General features: G+C 49.1%; 16 protein-coding genes and 2 tRNA genes. 11 read left to right on the top strand and 7 right to left on the bottom strand.

The features are described 5' to 3' along the window. Positions 1 to 39 precede the first annotated feature (39 nt). Together bla and FPE01S_RS25720 are read right to left on the bottom strand one after the other, a co-directional pair. On the bottom strand, positions 40 to 771 hold the full coding sequence (gene bla / locus FPE01S_RS18235; protein WP_083990341.1) for a subclass B1 metallo-beta-lactamase: 732 nt from the start codon (positions 769 to 771) through the stop codon (positions 40 to 42). Between the two features lie 56 nt (positions 772 to 827). Beyond that, positions 828 to 1652, bottom strand: a complete 825-nt coding sequence (locus FPE01S_RS25720) for a cupin domain-containing protein (protein WP_052955991.1) — start codon at positions 1650 to 1652, stop codon at positions 828 to 830. A 78-nt stretch (positions 1653 to 1730) separates the two neighbouring features. Between FPE01S_RS25720 and FPE01S_RS25075 the strand changes: the two genes are divergently transcribed. Beyond that, positions 1731 to 2741 (top strand): helix-turn-helix transcriptional regulator, encoded by a 1011-nt coding sequence (locus FPE01S_RS25075; RefSeq protein ID WP_052955990.1) that lies wholly within the window; start codon positions 1731 to 1733, stop codon positions 2739 to 2741. Between the two features lie 19 nt (positions 2742 to 2760). After that, complete coding sequence (locus tag FPE01S_RS18220) at positions 2761 to 3054, top strand: GNAT family N-acetyltransferase (RefSeq protein WP_046370444.1); 294 nt, start codon at positions 2761 to 2763, stop codon at positions 3052 to 3054. A 35-nt stretch (positions 3055 to 3089) separates the two neighbouring features. On the opposite strand, the gene FPE01S_RS18215 is transcribed toward FPE01S_RS18220, so the two are convergent. The 4 genes from FPE01S_RS18215 to FPE01S_RS18205 all read right to left on the bottom strand — a co-directional run bounded on the left by FPE01S_RS18215 (position 3090) and on the right by FPE01S_RS18205 (position 5295). Continuing rightward, positions 3090 to 4190 (bottom strand): slipin family protein, encoded by a 1101-nt coding sequence (locus FPE01S_RS18215; RefSeq protein ID WP_046370443.1) that lies wholly within the window; start codon positions 4188 to 4190, stop codon positions 3090 to 3092. A 188-nt stretch (positions 4191 to 4378) separates the two neighbouring features. Next, a tRNA-Asn gene (locus FPE01S_RS25945) sits at positions 4379 to 4490 on the bottom strand. A 223-nt stretch (positions 4491 to 4713) separates the two neighbouring features. Beyond that, positions 4714 to 5193: a ribonuclease H-like YkuK family protein gene (locus FPE01S_RS18210; RefSeq protein ID WP_046370719.1), complete on the bottom strand. Its 480-nt coding sequence runs from the start codon at positions 5191 to 5193 to the stop codon at positions 4714 to 4716. Between the two features lie 31 nt (positions 5194 to 5224). After that, a tRNA-Gln gene (locus FPE01S_RS18205) sits at positions 5225 to 5295 on the bottom strand. 490 nt (positions 5296 to 5785) lie between these two features. Here FPE01S_RS18205 and FPE01S_RS18200 point away from each other — a divergent pair. The 9 genes from FPE01S_RS18200 to FPE01S_RS18160 all read left to right on the top strand — a co-directional run bounded on the left by FPE01S_RS18200 (position 5786) and on the right by FPE01S_RS18160 (position 16155). After that, the gene (locus FPE01S_RS18200; protein ID WP_046370442.1) at positions 5786 to 6625 is read left to right on the top strand and encodes a helix-turn-helix domain-containing protein; all 840 of its coding nucleotides are present in this window, start codon (positions 5786 to 5788) and stop codon (positions 6623 to 6625) included. A gap of 60 nt (positions 6626 to 6685) precedes the next feature. Continuing rightward, entirely contained in the window at positions 6686 to 6910 is a 225-nt protein-coding gene (locus FPE01S_RS26485) for a hypothetical protein (RefSeq protein ID WP_046370441.1), read from the top strand. Then, complete coding sequence (locus FPE01S_RS18190) at positions 6894 to 7796, top strand: NAD(P)/FAD-dependent oxidoreductase (protein WP_046370440.1); 903 nt, start codon at positions 6894 to 6896, stop codon at positions 7794 to 7796. The genes FPE01S_RS26485 and FPE01S_RS18190 overlap by 17 nt, the downstream gene beginning before the upstream one ends. Positions 7797 to 7816: 20 nt before the next feature. Continuing rightward, positions 7817 to 8410: a short chain dehydrogenase gene (locus tag FPE01S_RS18185; protein ID WP_046370439.1), complete on the top strand. Its 594-nt coding sequence runs from the start codon at positions 7817 to 7819 to the stop codon at positions 8408 to 8410. Between the two features lie 33 nt (positions 8411 to 8443). Then, positions 8444 to 8983: a dihydrofolate reductase family protein gene (locus tag FPE01S_RS18180; protein WP_046370438.1), complete on the top strand. Its 540-nt coding sequence runs from the start codon at positions 8444 to 8446 to the stop codon at positions 8981 to 8983. A gap of 92 nt (positions 8984 to 9075) precedes the next feature. Continuing rightward, entirely contained in the window at positions 9076 to 9393 is a 318-nt protein-coding gene (locus tag FPE01S_RS25070; RefSeq protein ID WP_052955989.1) for a DUF6660 family protein, read from the top strand. A gap of 154 nt (positions 9394 to 9547) precedes the next feature. After that, positions 9548 to 13867: a CusA/CzcA family heavy metal efflux RND transporter gene (locus FPE01S_RS18170; RefSeq protein ID WP_046370437.1), complete on the top strand. Its 4320-nt coding sequence runs from the start codon at positions 9548 to 9550 to the stop codon at positions 13865 to 13867. 10 nt (positions 13868 to 13877) lie between these two features. Further along, entirely contained in the window at positions 13878 to 15086 is a 1209-nt protein-coding gene (locus tag FPE01S_RS18165; RefSeq protein ID WP_046370436.1) for an efflux RND transporter periplasmic adaptor subunit, read from the top strand. Positions 15087 to 15177: 91 nt separating this feature from the next. Then, positions 15178 to 16155 carry a TolB family protein gene (locus FPE01S_RS18160; protein ID WP_046370435.1) on the top strand — a complete coding sequence of 326 codons (978 nt, stop codon included), beginning with the start codon at positions 15178 to 15180 and terminating at the stop codon, positions 16153 to 16155. Here FPE01S_RS18160 and FPE01S_RS18155 read toward each other — a convergent pair whose 3' ends face one another. Then, positions 16156 to 17673 carry an amidohydrolase family protein gene (locus FPE01S_RS18155; RefSeq protein ID WP_217998232.1) on the bottom strand — a complete coding sequence of 506 codons (1518 nt, stop codon included), beginning with the start codon at positions 17671 to 17673 and terminating at the stop codon, positions 16156 to 16158. Positions 17674 to 17712: the final 39 nt, after the last annotated feature.

Here is a 17712-nt window from a genome sequence, read left to right as displayed (position 1 = left end):
TCTCAGCAATAGCAACCAACCAGAAAATCCGGAATATGCTCAATGCCTGAATAAGCGGATCGTATAATCCAATAGCTCTTGCTCGCCGTATGCTCCGTGACCGGGAATAACAATTTTAACATCGGGAAATGCTTTCTTCACCCTTTCAACAGTTGCTGACCAGGCAGCCACATTGGCATCGCCCAGGTAACCTTTGGAAGCATCGATCTCTTTGACCAGGCAGCCTCCGAACAAAATATGCTCACCCGGAAAATAGCCGACTACATTGTCCCGCGTATGACCTTCGCCAAAATATTTTGCCATGATGGTGGCTTTACCAACGCTGAGCACCAGGGAATCCTGAAAACTGTTTTGGGGAATAGCGACCTTATGCTCCCTGGCATATTCAATTGTTTTGAAATATGCATAGGAAGCAATCGCCTGTTGATGAAACGCCTTGAGCCCGCCCAGGCAATCATTGTGAAAATGCGTTGGAATCACCGCTTTCACTTTGCTTTGCAGGGAATCTTTGACCCATGCGATCAGTTCTTCCGATGTGCTGTCATCCGCGGGCGTATCAAAAATCACGGCTTCACCGGCATCATTGACGATCAGGCCATTGCAAGGTACTTTTCCAAAATCCTGTGTTTGCAGGTAAGTCGTATGTTCATATGCATGCGCGGAAATTCGTGTAACCTCCAAACGGTCGGACCGATAAACAATGCGGGGGCCAAACGACATAGTTTTCTGGGCGCAACAATGCAGTGTTGCTAATAAGACAGGAAGGATCATCAGGTATTTCAACACGACTGCTTTTAATGCCCGTAAATATACTGTAACCGGGAACATCAGAAGGTTTGTCCGCTGGCTTTAAAATACTTGTACAGCACTTTATCCTCTCCTTTCCACTGAGCGATCTTCGCCAGGGCGCTGATCAGCGGTTCCTGGAACCAGGATGGTGCCATTGGAAGATAGGATTCGGAATAGGCCAGCAGCAATACCATATGCCAGGGGTTTTTGGTCATGTCATTGTGAAGCTCGCCGTCATTGATGAGTCCGTAAGCGACACGTAAAGTCTTTTCGAGCCCGGATGCCGGCGAAACTTTTACCTGCAGCAAAGCTTTCTGATTGTCCGCATTCTTAAAGAAATGGAAATGTTCGCGCAGGGCAGTTGTTGAATCGCCTTTATTGAGTAATATTTCCTTGCCCTCCTCCCCGATGCGGATGCGCCCTTCGACTACAGTAAATGTTTCCTCAAAACTATTGTGGTAATGCCAGTCGTTGCCGCCAAGTGGTTCCAGCTCTACCTGAACCAGTTCATAGGCACCATTTGTTTCCGTACCGGTTTTCACAAACGTCGCCGAATAGCCGCCTTCACTGTTGGTGATGGTGCGGTCAGCCCGTTGACCGACAGTCCGGTCAAGCGGTGGCAGGAATGCCGCGAACAATACAATGCTACAGTAGGCAAAGCCCAATAAAAAAATGGGCAGGCCGACGATGGTATACAATAGTTTCAGCCAGAGGGGCTTCAGCAACGGTTGCCGCCGTTTCCAGGTTTTGTATACACCGACCGGGTAGACCAGCAACCAGAGAAGGTTCATCCATTTGCGGGAAGGAACAGTTGGTACAGCGTTTTCTTCAACCTGTACCCCATCAACCAGTATTGTTTCCATAATTTTTCCAGTTTTAGTCAAAATTGCGCCGGAAACAGGCGATGGCTTTTCAGGCAAACGGATTCTAAATTTTGATAAATGGATAAAATCAACCTGGCTAACTGGGATCAGCTCTTTGGCAAAGCGGAACAACAAATAGTTTTCGCTTCCGACCGTTATACTGATTTCCGGTTTCAATTTGAAGAAGCTGGACTGGCAAAAGGCAGTATCCATGCGGTGAGCACGCCCGGTATGCAACTCACGGAATTCAGGCTCGATGCCGGCCAGCCATTTCAGCTGGTAGACGAGGCACCCAGGGCATCAGCCGAATCGGTTTTTATCCTGGAAGGAAATGCAGCTTCCCGGTTTCATAATATCGATGGAAGCGTGCGGCTGGCGAAAGGGTTTCACAACCTGCAATATAATCCTGAATTTACCGGGCATCATGCTATTAACGCGCCAGTCTTTCATGCACTGACGATCATTTATGACATCACATTCCTGCAGGGGTTGCTGCAGGGAGATGACACACGCGTTGCCGATCGCATCGCCAATGCCATTGGTGGCGCAAAAACTTTCCTGGCTGATAAACAGGCGATGGCCTGCCGGCCTGGCATCGCGGATGTAATTAGCGCTATCCGTCAATGCCGTTTTACGGGCACCACCCGCTACCTTTTCCTGGAAAGCAAAATGCTGGAATTACTGGCATTGCAACTGGACCAGGCGGCGCAACTACCACCAACAACCAATAGTCAGCAATGGTCAGTTGCTGATCGTGAGCGGCTCCATGCCGTGAAACAATTTGTAGAAAATGCATACCTGGAGGATTTCAGCCTGAAAGAGCTGACCTATAAATTCGGACTGAATGAATTCAAACTCAAGAAGGGCTATAAAGAATTGTTCCAAACCACCGTGTTTGGTCACCTGCACCAGTTGCGCATGCAGAAGGCCAGGGTATTATTGCAGGAAGATGGGATGAATGTTTCGGAAGCCGCATTCTTTATCGGGTACAACAATGTGAGCAGCTTCTGTACTGAATTTAAAAAGCGGTTCGGATACACGCCCGGAAAAAGCACTATGAAAGAAAAAACCCTGAAAGCTGTAACTTAACCGCTCATACCCCATACCAATGGACGAAATAACGTTGCGGTTGAACGACAAAAACCAGGGCGGCTTTTTTATTTTTGAAGGAGAAGAAAAAGTTGCTGAGATGATCATCAGTATTTCGGGAACAGCGCTGACCGTTTACCATACGGAGGTTATACCAAGTGCGGAAGGCCGCGGACTGGCCAAAAAGCTCCTGGCACATATGGTGGATTATGCAAGAAAACATGGGTTGAAAGTCATTCCGCTTTGCCCTTATGTCCATGCACAGTTCAAGCGTCATCCTGCTGAATATGCTGATCTCTGGAAGGAGGAATAGTAAAACATCCGGCACCTGACGATACCGGATGTTGATTATTTACCGGGAATGAAGAGCTGCTTCAGCTGTTCGACCAGCTGGCCGCTGCCATTCACACTGATGTTGCTGATCTTTTCCGCGATCTTCTCCACGTATTCCATTTCCTTCAGTTTCCAGAGCATCGCGTTTTCTTCCATCAGCCGAGCGGTGTTCAGCAGGCTCCTGGTGCTGGCGGTTTCTTCCCGGCGCATGATCGTATTGGCCTGCGCTTTCTTTTCCGCTACCAGTACCTGGTTCATGATCTCTTTTACATCACCGGGCAGTACGATATCCCGGATACCGAAATCATGCAGCGTTACACCCAGCACAGTTGCTTTGTCCCTAACGGCTTCGCGAACGAATGCACCGATGCTGTCTTTCTTTTCCAGCAGTTCATCGAATGCAAATCCGGCCACGTATTCCCGCAGGGCAAGCTGCACAGACACATACAGCTGCGTGTCATACCCCTTGTTGTTCAGTACCGCTTTTTCGATATCGGTAACGGTATACTGCGCCCAGGCGTTGATCCGCAGCGCGGCCTTGTCTTTGGTCAGGATCTCCTGGCCATTGATCTCCAGCTGCTGCTGCCGCATATCCACCCGAGCGATACTCACGGGGATCGCGTTTTTCCAGAAGTAGTAAACACCTCCTTCCAGCACGCGAATGAATTTACCGTCCATGAACAGGAGGGCTTTTTCATAGTTCTCTACGGTGACGGTACGCACATATTGACCCAGGTAGCCGCTGTTCAGCACGGCGCGGTCGAATACAGGATCGATCTCAGGCTGGCTGATATCGGCCTGCAGGAAGTCATACCGGATCACACTTTTCCAGAAAGCATACCGGCCGGTGGTCAGTACTTTTCTCAGCAGCCCGTTTTCGTATTGCAGCGCGATGGCATTGTCTTTCACTTCCACTACCTGCAGCATGGCAGACAGCAGGGGATCCTGCAGCAGGACGTTCAGTTCAACGGTAGGTGTAAAAGGTTTTGTGATATCATAGATCTCCACCTGTTCACCCCTCCAGAACCAGTAGCTGCCCGCTGTGATGGTCCGCTGGTAGGCGCCATTTTTGAATACCAGTCCTACCTGCCAGGCATTCAGTGTTACATGTTTCATTGTTATCTGTTTTGGTCATTCTTTTTTTAATAAGAAACAGGCCTGGGCGCCGGCAACCGGCGGACCGCGGAACCTGGCTGCATTCTGGGTCGGGATACTTTTTCCGGGACGATGACGGGATAAGGTGAGCGTCATTTGCCCGGGGTTGAGTATCATGTTGCCTGAACTGCTGTTCCAGGTCGCAGGCGGGCTTTCGGTGGTGCATTCCCGGGGGAACCACCGCCGTTGCCCGGCCCGTTTCTTTTTTGTTGTTCTTCCAGATTAATAGTCTGGTGTTCTACCATTTGAACTATCCGAACCAGTCGGAGCGGGATTCGAACCCGCAGGTATCCATGCTCTAACCACTGAGCTATCCCCGTTAAGGGAAGAGGAGTCGAACCTCTGACCTTGGATGTGGTGGGGAAAGCGCGCCATAACCAACAGCATACAGCTGATTACTATCGCTGCACTGCGATGCTTCTTTGAAACATCCGCCTGGTTTGAATTACAACGAACAAAACCCATTTCATCCATATTAAAATTTCTATTGTACTATCTTATTCGCGCAGCTGGAGCTCGCAAATGCATGGGGTTTGGACCGGAAAGCGAAGCCCATTCCCATAATGAACCCCATCGCTTCTTTTAACGCATCATTGCTTTTGAACTTCGGATTGGTGTTGATGTCGGCATGCACTTCCATGTCCACACTGTAGCGGGACAGGATATTGCACAATGCATACGCCACGTCAACACTTTTCGCAACTTCAGTCAGCATCCGTTCTTTGATACTGAACCTGCGCCTGGTGGTTTCGTTGCGGATATACATGAATCCGCCCTTTCCTTTCCGGATGAACACCACTACGGTAGCAAACTCGGTTACCGCACCTTTTACCTGGCTGTCGGTACCAATACAAACCTTCAATTCATGCCCCTGCGCTGTTTCGCGCTGCAATACTGCTGTCACTTCATCTGTCAGCGGATGCCTGATCCGCTCGCCGCTCAATTTTCTCCATACCTGTTCCATTGTTTTGGTTTTTAATCTCACTTGTAATTTGTCGTTGCGGCTGGATTCGAACCAACATCTTCTGAGCCAGATTCAGATGTGCTGCCTTTGCACTACGCAACTATAGGATAACGGGCAAAAAAAGCCCGGTCGTTGATTGCGACCGGGCCTTCGAACACAGGGGATGGTTACACCTGTGAAACAAATTTTTCCGATAGCAAATGAACAATATTCAAGGGGATATATTCTAACCGTATACACCATGAACCGCGCACAACGATGCCCTTACTGCACACCTGCAATACACGCGATCTCTCTGTATTCCAATCCTGTTGATGTAATCGATCCATACTGTTCGTTTTATGCATAAAAAAAGCCCCCGATTCAGCGGGGGCTTGTATTTCAGCGAATCTCTTAATTATGATTCTGCAGCAAATATTGCCCCGCCAATGATGTTATAGCCTGGTTGACTAAACTCATTTAAGCTGATGATATGTTTTTCTATCCGGAGCATTTGATGCTGTTGTTTTTTAATTGTGATTGCAAAGATGCAATTCTTTTTTTGATATCACCAAATAATGCATCAAACTTTTTTATACAATAATTTTGAAGCATGAAGTTGATTCCCGTCCGGCAAATAGCCAAAACGCCAACACTCCCGGGTACTACCGGCCGCTTTCGCATACGCGACCTGCAGCACGTACTCAACGGCAAAGACCTGGCGCAAGATCACCACAAACACGACTTCATTTTTGTTCTGGCGGTACAACAGGGAAACGGCCATCACGAGATTGATTTCAAATCTTACGAGGTACACAACAATGTTGTTTTCATACTTCGGCCAGGCCAGGTTCATCAACTGCGTTTAACGGCCGGCAGTACAGGATTTCTCATGGAATTCGATCTCTCTTTTTACCAGCCACCCAAAAAAGCCCTATACAAAAATCACTGTACAATGGAACCTGTACAGTTCGAAAAACTCCATACCCACCTGGTGACCATAGCAGAAGAATTCACTCACCGCGAAGAAAGTTACCAGGAAGCCATTAAAGCCCGACTCGATCTGTTCTTTATTGACTACATCCGGCAAAGCCCCAACCCTTCCGCCATCGCCGATACCGGCAATAACTATCAACAGGAACAATTCGAAGCTTTGGCTGCATTGCTGGAAGCCAATATCAGTAACCTCAAAACCGTATCAGAATATGCAGACCTCCTTAACCTATCTTCCTACCAGTTGAATGCCATCACCAAGGCTTCCGTCGGCAAAACTGTTTCTGAAATGATCAATGATCAGATCATCCTGGAAGCAAAGCGTCAACTGCTCGCCACACCGAACCAGGTTAAAGACATCGCCGGCCACCTCGGCTATGAAGATGCTTCCTATTTTGTCAGGTTCTTTAAAAAACAAACAGGGCAATCCCCGGAAGCGTTCCGGAAGAATTCCAAATAAGTCCTGCTCAACTTCACCATAGTCCTGTTCCCATCCCGGTACACCTGCTACTTTTGTGTTATGAAGACAAAAACACGATGGATAGCATCTCTGAAAATCTGGATAGTCATTTATCCATCCATTACCTTTTTCCTTTTTTTGTTCGGGGACCTATTGTCAGCTCTCCCCTTATACCAGAGAACATTTATCCTGACCATTTCGTTAGTACCCTGGATGATGTTCATCGGTATACCGGTGATTGATTTCTTCTTAAGCAAAATCAACAGGAATGAAAAGAACATTTGATGTGATCATTGTTGGCGGCAGTTACTCCGGGGTGGCCGCGGGAATGGCACTGGGCAGGGCATTAAGAAATACGCTCATTATCGATAGCGGAAATCCATGCAACAAACAAACGCCACATTCTCATAATTTCCTTACCCATGACGGCAAGACCCCAAAGGAAATTTCAACACTGGCTAAGCAACAGGTACTGCAATATGACACGGTGCAATTCATCGATGGATCAGCCATATCCGCTACAAAAACAGCCGATGGTTTTGACGTCTCGCTGGAATCAGGAGAAACCTTTGCTTCACGGAAACTGATACTCGCGACAGGCATTAAAGACCTTATGCCCGACATACCCGGCTTTGCCGAATGCTGGGGTATCAGCGTACTGCATTGTCCCTATTGCCACGGTTATGAAGTGCGCCGGCAACCAACAGGTATACTGGCGAATGGTGATACTGCGTACGAACTGGCTTCACTCATATCCAACTGGACCAGCGAGCTGACTATTTTCACCAATGGAAATTCCACGCTGACACAGCACCAGCTTAACCAGCTCGAAAAGCATCAGATCGGGATTGACGGAAAGCACATTCAAGCCCTTGATCATCACAATGGATTCATTCAACTTGTCATTTTCAAAGACGGATCTGCTACACCTTTGAAAGCAATATATTCCCGTGTTCCCTTTGTGCAGCATTCGGCAATCCCCGAATTGTTAGGATGCGCATTTACCTCCGAAGGCTATATAAGCACAGACCCTTTTCAGAAAACCACTGTCCCCGGTGTTTATGCCAGCGGTGACAATAGCACGCGGATACGCACAGTGGCCAATGCCGTTGCCTTGGGAACCACCTCAGGATTGATGGTCAACAGGGAATTGATCGAAGAAGATTTTTAATCTCCATAAAAAAAACAGCAATGAAAATTGTAATTGTTGGTGCTTCCGGTACCATGGGCACTTATTTGTCCCAGGCCCTGGAAAAAGAACATGAAGTGATCCGTGCAGATCGTAAGGGTAAAGATGTAACAGTCGATATCACTGCCCCTGAAACCATCGAAAAAATGTATCAGCAGACCGGCACCTTTGATGCGCTGATCTGCACCGCCGGACCAACCTGGGTGGGTCCCTGGAAAAACCTGAACAATAACACTTTCCGTTCTGGTGTCGAAGGTAAGATGATGGGACAGATCAACCTGGTGCTCATTGGTCAACACTATATCAATCCGAAAGGTTCCTTCTCCCTGATCACCGGGGCGCTGACTCACGATCCGCAAAAGAATTTCGCGAACGCCTCGGCTGCCAATGCCGCTGTGGAAGGATTCGTAAGGGCAGCAGCCATTGAACTGGAGAATGGAATTCGCATTAATGCTGTGAGTCCCACTGTGATCGAAGATTCACCGCAGTATTTTCCTTTCTTTCCCGGTGAAGTTCCGGTAACCATGAAAGCGCTGGAATTCGCCTTCAGAAAAAGTGTTTTCGGCGCCAATACGGGGCAGATCATAAAACCTTAGCAACTCCATTCCTTTTGTTTACCTTGGGTTACTATGGAAAAAAAGAACTCCGTCTACATCGGCACCAGCCTTGACGGTTTTATCGCTGACAAAAACGGCGGACTCGACTGGCTGGATGCCGTCCCCAATCCCGATAACGATGACATGGGCTATACAGAATTCATGACCCGCATTGACGCCCTGGTCATGGGCCGGAATACATTTGAAGTGGTCTGCGGATTCGATATTGAATGGCCTTACCAGAAACCTGTTTTTGTACTCAGCAACAGCATGGCGGCCATTCCCGAAAAATACCATGACAAGGCCATCCTTGTGAAGGGGCCATTAAAGGAGGTACTCAGCGAAATACACGAACAGGGTTTTCACCGGCTGTATGTGGATGGCGGCAAAACCATCCAGAGTTTTCTGCAGGAAGACCTGATCGACGAAATGACCATCACCATTATTCCCTTCCTGCTGGGGGACGGCATTCCGCTTTTCGATGGACTCCCTGAGCGATTGTTGTTTGAATGTGTGGATACAAAAATTGCGTTGGGCTCGGTGGTGCAGAACCGGTTTGTCAGAAAAAGATAAAGCTTTACCAAAATCCGCTTTTTGCAACAGTATGGCTTTAATAGTTACCCATATACTTTTTAAATGAGCCGTTAAGTTTTACTTTTGCACCGATGAAATCAATTTTCTATTTACTGGCCATCTGGATCCTCAGCCTGTCCTGCCTCCCGTGCAGCGACAGCAGGGAATGCAGTGTGCCAGCAGAATTGAAAGTTTCATCCGGCATGACCCACGATCAGCACAATCATTCGCGGGAAGGCTGTACGCCTTTCTGCACCTGTTCCTGCTGTGCCGTTACCACCATCTGTTCTGTAGTCACCGCCATCCAGGTCGGAAAGCCGCTGATCCGTGCTGAAAAACATATTCTCTATTTGTCTGCCCCCACACGGGACGCGCAATATACCATCTGGCAGCCGCCCCGGCAGGTTTAGATAAGCCCCTCTAATCTATTTTCAGGATTCACCAGCGGCATTGTACTGTTTCCGCTGCATCACGCTGTATGCAAATGCACTGCAGGGTGCATCTTTAGCAACAAAGCATGCCGCTTTCCGCGGACCATTTCCGCTTTCCATTAATCGACAACCCATGTTGAATAAGATCATTTATTTCAGTATCCGGCACAAACTCATCGTCGGCATCATGACGCTGGCCCTCATCATCTGGGGTACCTGGAGCGCCACCCAACTGCCCGTTGATGCCGTTCCTGACATCACCAATAACCAGGTCCAGATCATCACTGTCACCCCTACCCTCGCCGCTCAGGAAACGGAACAGCTGGTCACCTATCCCATCGAACAAAGCCTCGCCAATCTTCCCGATCTCGTGGAGATGCGATCCATTTCCCGCTTCGGCCTTTCCGTCATCACCGTGGTATTTGACGAAAAGATCGACGTCTATTTCGCCCGGCAACTCATCAGCGAAAAACTAAAGGAAGCCCAGGAAAATATCCCTTCCGGGATCGGCAAGCCAGAAATGGCGCCGGTCAGCACCGGCCTCGGTGAAGTATACCAGTACGTAGTCCATCCCAAAAAAGGCGCCGAGAACAAATACACGGCCATGGACCTCCGCACCATGCAGGACTGGATCGTTGCACGGCAGCTCTATGGTACGCCGGGCGTTGCAGAAGTCAACAGCTTCGGCGGGCAGCTCAAGCAATATGAAGTAGCGGTCAACCCAGCCCGCCTCAAGGCCATGAATGTTACCATCGCCGACATCTTCACCGCCCTTCAAAAAAACAATGAAAATACCGGCGGTGCCTATATCGATAAAAAACCAAATGCCTATTTCATCCGCGGCATCGGGCTTATCTCCTCAATAGAGGACATTAAAAGCATCGTGATCAAAAATGTAAATGGTATTCCCGTACTGATCCGCGATGTTGCTGAAGTAGGCTTCGGCAGTGCGATCCGGTATGGCTCAGTCACCTATAACGGCGAAAAGGAAGTGGTCGGCGGAATCGTCATGATGCTTAAAGGCGCCAACAGCGCGGCGGTTGTCAAAAGGGTGAAAGAGAAAATGGAAACGATCAGGAAGGCACTGCCGGCGGACGTGGACATTGAACCTTTTCTAGACCGGACCGACCTGGTGAATCGTGCCGTTAATACCGTCAAAAAAAACCTGGTCGAAGGAGCGCTCATTGTGATCTTTGTACTGGTCGTTTTTCTCGGGAATTTCCGCGCGGGACTGATCGTTGCTTCTGCCATACCGCTATCCATGCTATTCGCCCTCGGGCTCATGCATGTGTTCGGCGTCAGTGCTAACCTGATGAGCCTCGGCGCAATCGATTTCGGGTTGATTGTTGACGGCGCTGTCATCATTGTGGAAGCCACCCTGCATGCATTGGGATTAAGAGCTGCCGGAAAGATCAGTCAACAGGAAATGGATGACGCAGTTGGTCAGAGTGCCAGCCGCATGATGAACGCCGCAGCATTCGGGCAGATCATCATCCTGATCGTATACCTGCCGATACTGTCATTGCAGGGCATTGAAGGGAAAATGTTCCGGCCGATGGCGCAGACCGTTGGTTTCGCGATCCTCGGTGCGTTGATCCTTTCCCTTACCTATATCCCCATGATGTCGGCACTCTTTCTGCCCAAAGCCATCAAACACCAGCGCACCATTGCAGACCGCATGATGGGATTCTTCCAGAAACTGTACACACCACTGTTGCAGTGGGCCATAAGGTTTAAATACGCTGTGGTCGCTACGGCATTTGGCATGCTGCTGGTCGCTTTGTTTTTATTCAACCGGATGGGAAGTGAATTCATCCCGCAACTGCAGGAAGGCGACTATGCGTTTCACTGTATCCTGCCACAGGGCACATCCCTGTCACAAAGTGTGGAAACATCCATGCTGGCCAGCCGGATCGTCCGTTCCTTTCCGGAAGTTAAAATGGTGGTAGGCAAAACCGGGTCTGCAGAAGTGCCTACCGACCCCATGCCACCTGAGGCCAGTGATCTCGTTATTGTATTAAAACCAAGATCGGAATGGACTACTACCCGCGACTATACAGCGTTGGCAGAAATGATCCTGGATAAACTCCAGGTGATTCCCGGCGTGTTCTTCGAATACAACCAGCCCATCCAGATGCGTTTCAATGAACTGATGACGGGCGTCAGGCAGGATGTAGCCGTGAAGATCTTCGGGGAAAATATCGATACCCTTGCTGCACTGGCACCAAAAGTGGCAGCGATTGTAAAAACTGTAAACGGCGCTTCAGGGCCGGAGGTAGAACGGACAGTTGGCCTTCCCCAGATCACCATCCATTATGATCGCGCGAGAATTGCTGGTTACGGGATGAATATTGAGGACATCAACCATACGATCAGCACAGCATTTGCCGGTGAAGCTGCGGGGGTTGTATTTGAGAATGAACGCAAGTTTGATCTCGTTGTACGGCTCGATAGCGCTAACCGTGCTTCCATTGACGATGTAAACAACCTGTTTGTGTCGACTGCTGACGGCAGCCAGATCCCGCTGTCACAGGTAGCTACCGTTTCGTTTAAGGAAGGTCCCGCGCAGATCAGTCGTGAAGCAGGCAAACGACGCATTGTAGTTGGCTTCAACGTGCAGGGCAGGGATGTCGCCGGCGTGGTGAAAGAGATCCGGGAGAAACTCGCGGCTGCTAAAATTTTACCACCAGGCTATTACTACACATACGGCGGAACTTTCGAAAACCTGCAGCAGGCTTCTTCCCGATTGCAGATCGCAGTACCTGTTGCGCTGGCATTGATCTTCCTCCTGCTGTATTTCACTTTCGGATCGCTGAAAGAATCTTTACTGATCTACACCGCTATCCCGATGAGCGCCATCGGCGGTGTATTTGCGCTGCTGTTGCGCGATATGCCCTTCAGCATTTCCGCCGGTGTCGGCTTTATTGCCCTGTTCGGTGTAGCCGTACTGAACGGCATTGTGCTCATGAGCACCTTCAATCAACTGGAAAAGGACGGTATTGACGATGTGACTGAAAGGGTAAAGGAAGGTACCAGGATCCGCCTGCGCCCGGTATTGATGACCGCTATCGTGGCCTCCTTCGGCTTTATTCCCATGGCCTTATCTTCCGGCGCCGGTGCTGAAGTTCAAAAGCCGCTGGCAACCGTTGTGATCGGCGGATTGATCACAGCCACTTTCCTTACGCTGGTGGTATTGCCGCTTCTCTATATTATTTTCTCCCGCAAGCCGCGAATCAACATGAAACCAATTCCAGCCATCCTGATCCTTCCCCTGTTGCTCTACACCAGCCTTCAGCAAGCCCGCGCACAGCAACCGGACCCGCAAAGAATCAGTATCGACAAGGCACTTTCGGCAGCCAAAGCCAACCTGCATTATGCCGTGAACAATGCGCAGATCAGTAAAGGCCAGCTCCACATGAATTCGGCCGGTGCATTACCCAAGACCGGCGTTTTCGCCGAAAATGAAGACCTGCGTCCCAGTGATCACCAGGGGATCCTGAAGATCGGTCTATCCCAAAGCATCGCCTGGCCGGGATTGTACAAGGCGCAAAAAAACCTCTACAGGGAACAACTGAAATATTACCAGGTGAACAGCCTGCTGATCGACGCCGAGATCAGGCGGAATGTACGCAGCGTCTATTACCAGCTGTGGTACCTCCAGGAAAAACAAAAGTTGTTTGTTTCACTGGATAGCGTGTTCCGTTCCCTGACTGCAGCTGCCACGCTAAAGGTCAAAACCGGTGACAGTCCCGGCCTCGACAGCATCGCTGCCAACGTACGCCTGCGGGAACTGCAGGCCCTCATGCTGCAAAACCTGCAGGAGACCGGCATCCAGCAGCAACTGCTGATGCAGCTGCTCAATACCGACACCAGCATGCTGCCTGAAGAGCGACCGCTCGAAAAACTGCGCACTGCACTGCAGCCGCCTGATTCGCTTCATCCCCAGGTGCAACTGCAGCAACAAAATGTAAGCATTGCTACGGCGGGCGTTGCTGTTACCAAAAATGAGAATCGTCCCGAATTCTCAGGACGATTCTTTACGCAACGGATTTACGGCATGAGTGATCCTTATTCCGGCTTTTCTGTAACGGCCGCATTTCCCTTACTCGGAATGGGTTCCTACCGTAACAAACTAAAAGCGTCACAGGCAGAAACCACCTTGCAGCAAAAGGAATATGATCTTACAGCTCAACTATTGCACACGCAATTATTACAGGCAGAAAAAGAAGTGGACAAGAGCAGCAAATTATTATCCTTTTATGAAACTGCCGGTCTGAAGCAGGCCGACGAGATCATTAAGGCCTCCTCCCTCGCCTACCGCGCCGGTGAGATCAGTTTTGCAGAGCTGTCACAGTTCCTGTCACAGGCCATAGATATCCGGCGGAATTATATCGAGAACCTCAATGCCTACAACCAGGCCGTTATTCAATATCAATACTTCATCAACCAATAATATTTTCCCGATGAACAAGCATCTGATCAATTTCGTTATCCTCCTTTCGATGAGCCTGCTGGCAGCCTGTGGCGGTGAACAAAAAGCCAAACCCGAACAGGTTGAAACCGAACATCAGGACGAACATGAAAACAGCAACACCACCTCCCTTTCCGCACAACAGCTGAAAAGCATCGGCATTGAAACGGGTATGATTGAGAACAAGCAACTGACCGCATCGCTGAAAGCCAATGGTGTATTGCAGGTTCCCAATCATAACAGGGCAAGTGTCAATTCGATGTATAGCGGCGTGGTAAAATCATTGCTGATCCAGCCCGGAAACACCGTGTCGAAAGGACAGGTAATTGCTACGATATCGAATCCTGAATTCTTGCGGGCACAAGAGGAATACCTGGGTATCCATCCGCAGATCGAACTGGCGGAGCTGGAATACAACCGGCAGAAAGAACTCAACCAGGGGAATGCCGGTGCCTTGAAAAACCTGCAGGCGGCGGATGCACACCTGAAAACCCTGCGCACCCGGAAAGCATCCCTGCTCAACCAGATCCGGTTAATGGGAATCAATCCTTCTTCCCTTTCCAGTGACCGGTTGGTTTCGGTTTTGTCCATACGCAGCCCAATCAATGGTGTGGTGAGCACGGTGCAGGTCAAGATCGGCAGTTTCGTGGAAAGCAGCACACCGATCACCGAGATCGTGGACAACAGCCAGCTGCACCTGGATCTTTTTGTTTACGAAAAAGACCTGCCGAAACTAAAGGAGAACCAGACCATCCATTTTACGCTGACCAATAACCCGGGCAAGGAATACGATGCTGATATCTATTCGCTGGGGTCTTCCTTTGAAGGCGAGAGTAAGGCGGTAACGGTTCACGCTAAGGTGAAAGGTGACAAGACGGGATTGATCGACGGCATGAACATCACGGCCGTAGTGAGCCTCAATGAACAAACAGTACCCGCTTTGCCTTCTGAAGCGATTGTGACCTGGCAGGGCCAGGACTATATTTTCATTGTGACCGGTGAAATGTATTCAGGTGACGAAAAGGATTCAGCAGGTGAAGTAACCTTTGAAAGAATCCCCGTCGCAAAGGGAACTACCGATGTAGGCTATACTGAAATAACGTTACTGAAAGCGATCCCGGCTGATGCACGGGTGGTGACAAAGGGTGCTTTTTTTGTGCTGGCAAAAATGACTAACGCCGGTGAGCACGACGACCATTAAACGAGGCTTTACAATACAAATCAGGTCCTTGCGTTATTGCGATATTCCCTTAATTTAACCACACGATTCAAGTGTTGCTTAATCCTTATCTATGAAAAAACTGATCCCATTTGTACTTTCCCTGCTTTTTATTGCCTGTAGCCCTGATCATGACCAGGACGGCCCCAATGGCACTGACCTCCCCGCGGATTCTATTGCTATAACACCTTACAACAGCGGAATAATTGTGTATGAGGAATTTCTGGATCATGGACACTATACGATCAATACAATCGACTGGGTAACTGGAATTGAAAAGAAAATATTCCCATTGGAAGCAGATAGCATTTATTGCAGATTTCCCAGGTTTGACCGGGCCAGTAAACGTGTATTTTTTACCTCGCGAAATTCGTATTATGGAAATTCAGACATCTTTTCCATGACTTCAAATGGCAGTGATATTCGAAATCACTCTCAAACTACAGATGTGAATGAGACGATGGCTTGCCCATCTCCAGATGGAAAATCAGTCGTTTTTACTTCGGAAACTCCGGACAGAGAGTTTATTACGCTGTCAATTCTTAACCTTGTCAGCGGTGAACAACAAGAACTTCTTCGTTGGAATTATATTGAACCTGACACCAGGTATGTGGACAAATATCTATTTTGGTCCAGGGATGGCAATTCAATCTTTTTTAATGCGAATATTACCGGAATCAAAAATAGCGTACAAAGATTTGATCTGAACACCAAAAAATACACCACGTTAACACCGGATAACAATTCCTATTATGTCACCAACATTTCACCAACTGAAGACAAACTACTTCTATGCAGGATAGTAACCGGCAGTTGTTCATTATATGCAATGGATTATGCCGGTAATAATCTCCATGCCGTAAGCAACGTAAATTTAGGTAACGCTGTAGAAGCGGCCTGGACGCCTGATGGCAAATCAATTATCGGATGTATCCAGCGCAAGCCGATGGAAAGCTTTCAATATTACTATCTTGCGAACGATCACCAGGTAGGTCAGCAAATCGGTGAAACAAAAAATGTTAAATTTTCCCTGGATTGGATCGACCCCTGATTAAGGATTTCTCCTGACCGGCTTGCCCGGGCGGGCATCAGGATTCAGAACTCCGTTTTCGATCACCAGCTTTCCATTTACCAGCACATACATCATCCCGGAAGCTGGTAAAGTAGGATTGGTAAATGTCGCATTGTCCTGTACCGTTGCGGGATCAAACAGGATGATATCAGCATCCATTCCCAGTTGTAGTCTCCCTTTTCTCTTCATCGCCGGAACAGATCTCTCCAGGATCTGTGCGGGGATCAATGATGACTTGGCAATAGCTTCACTTATAGTTAATGCATGGCGTTCCCGCACCCATTGCGCCAGCAGTCGTGTATAGGTACCAGCTCCCCTGGGATGCGCAAAAGCTTTCTCCGACAAAGGCCATTGGTGATCATCAACCGGCATGCCGGTAGCTTTATCGAGCCAGGGCATGCCATCACTGGCGATCGCTCCACCGGGAAAAAGCACAGACTGATCTAAAAGATCATGCTCCCGCGGCAGATCAAAAAATTTAAACACGATCACTGCACCGGGAGTTTCTTTCCGATACTGGTGGAAGGTCTGATCATTGAGGGGAATTCCGTTTAGTTCGATCTGTGAATACCTGATGCCTTTCCGTTTGATGCCTTCTTCATTAAAAAGCGCAGCACCGATGGTGGTGCTGGAAGCCCCATAGGTATATGCTTCCGTAGAGATGGGTAGTCCCCTCGCCTGGGCGCCGAGGATCAATTTCCTTGTAGTGGCAATATCTTTCCGGCTGGTACTGTTGAGGTGACAGATATGCTCCTGGCTGCCGGTGGCTGCCGCGTAGGAAATGATCTGACCAATGGATTCAGCTGCACTGTTCGGATCATCGGGATAGTCGCCGGTAACATGCGTAAAAACCGGCACCTTGTACCGGGCCGCCAGTTCGTGAACTGCCAGCAGTTCCTTATAGCCGCCGCCGGGTGCATACCCGGCATTCACCCCGATGCCCAGTGATCCTTCCTGTATGCCCTGTTCAATTCTTTTTGCTATGGCAACTGTCTGCGAGTCATTAGCCGGGTCATACACCCAGTGTTTCAGGGAGAATGCCTGCTGGAACCACAGCAGGTCGGCCCGCATGGGGATCCCCTCCATTTCCGAGATCCGCGCAAAAGTCCACGCGGCGGCGGCACCATAGTTCAACACCCGCCCCTGCTTTTCCTGGAACTGGTACCATTCACCAATGGGTAACACACCAGACTCAAGTTCCAGTGCTGTCGTAACCCCATCAAAAGCCTGCATGCGGTCTGCAATAAGGGATTGTCCGTGGGAATGGAGATCAATAAAGCCCGGTGCGACGATCAGCCCGGTTGCATTAATCGTCTTTTTCCCCTCAATTTTTTCATTAGTGATAACACTAATGACGCCACTGTCGATACCAATGTTCTGGATTGCATTAAGCTTTGTTTCAGGATCAATGACGGTACCGCCGATAATGACCAGGTCATAGCGCGAGCCCGTCTTTTCCGGACTATTTTTACAGGAGGAAAAAATTCCCAAAATCACGCTGCAGCAAATTGACAGCACAAAAACGCTCCTCCTGTT

It is taken from the genome of Flavihumibacter petaseus NBRC 106054 (assembly GCF_000974785.1).
GTDB classification, from domain to species: domain Bacteria; phylum Bacteroidota; class Bacteroidia; order Chitinophagales; family Chitinophagaceae; genus Flavihumibacter; species Flavihumibacter petaseus.
The sequence above is the reverse complement of the archived record's forward strand: the minus strand, read 5'-3'. Positions and strand labels throughout refer to the sequence as shown.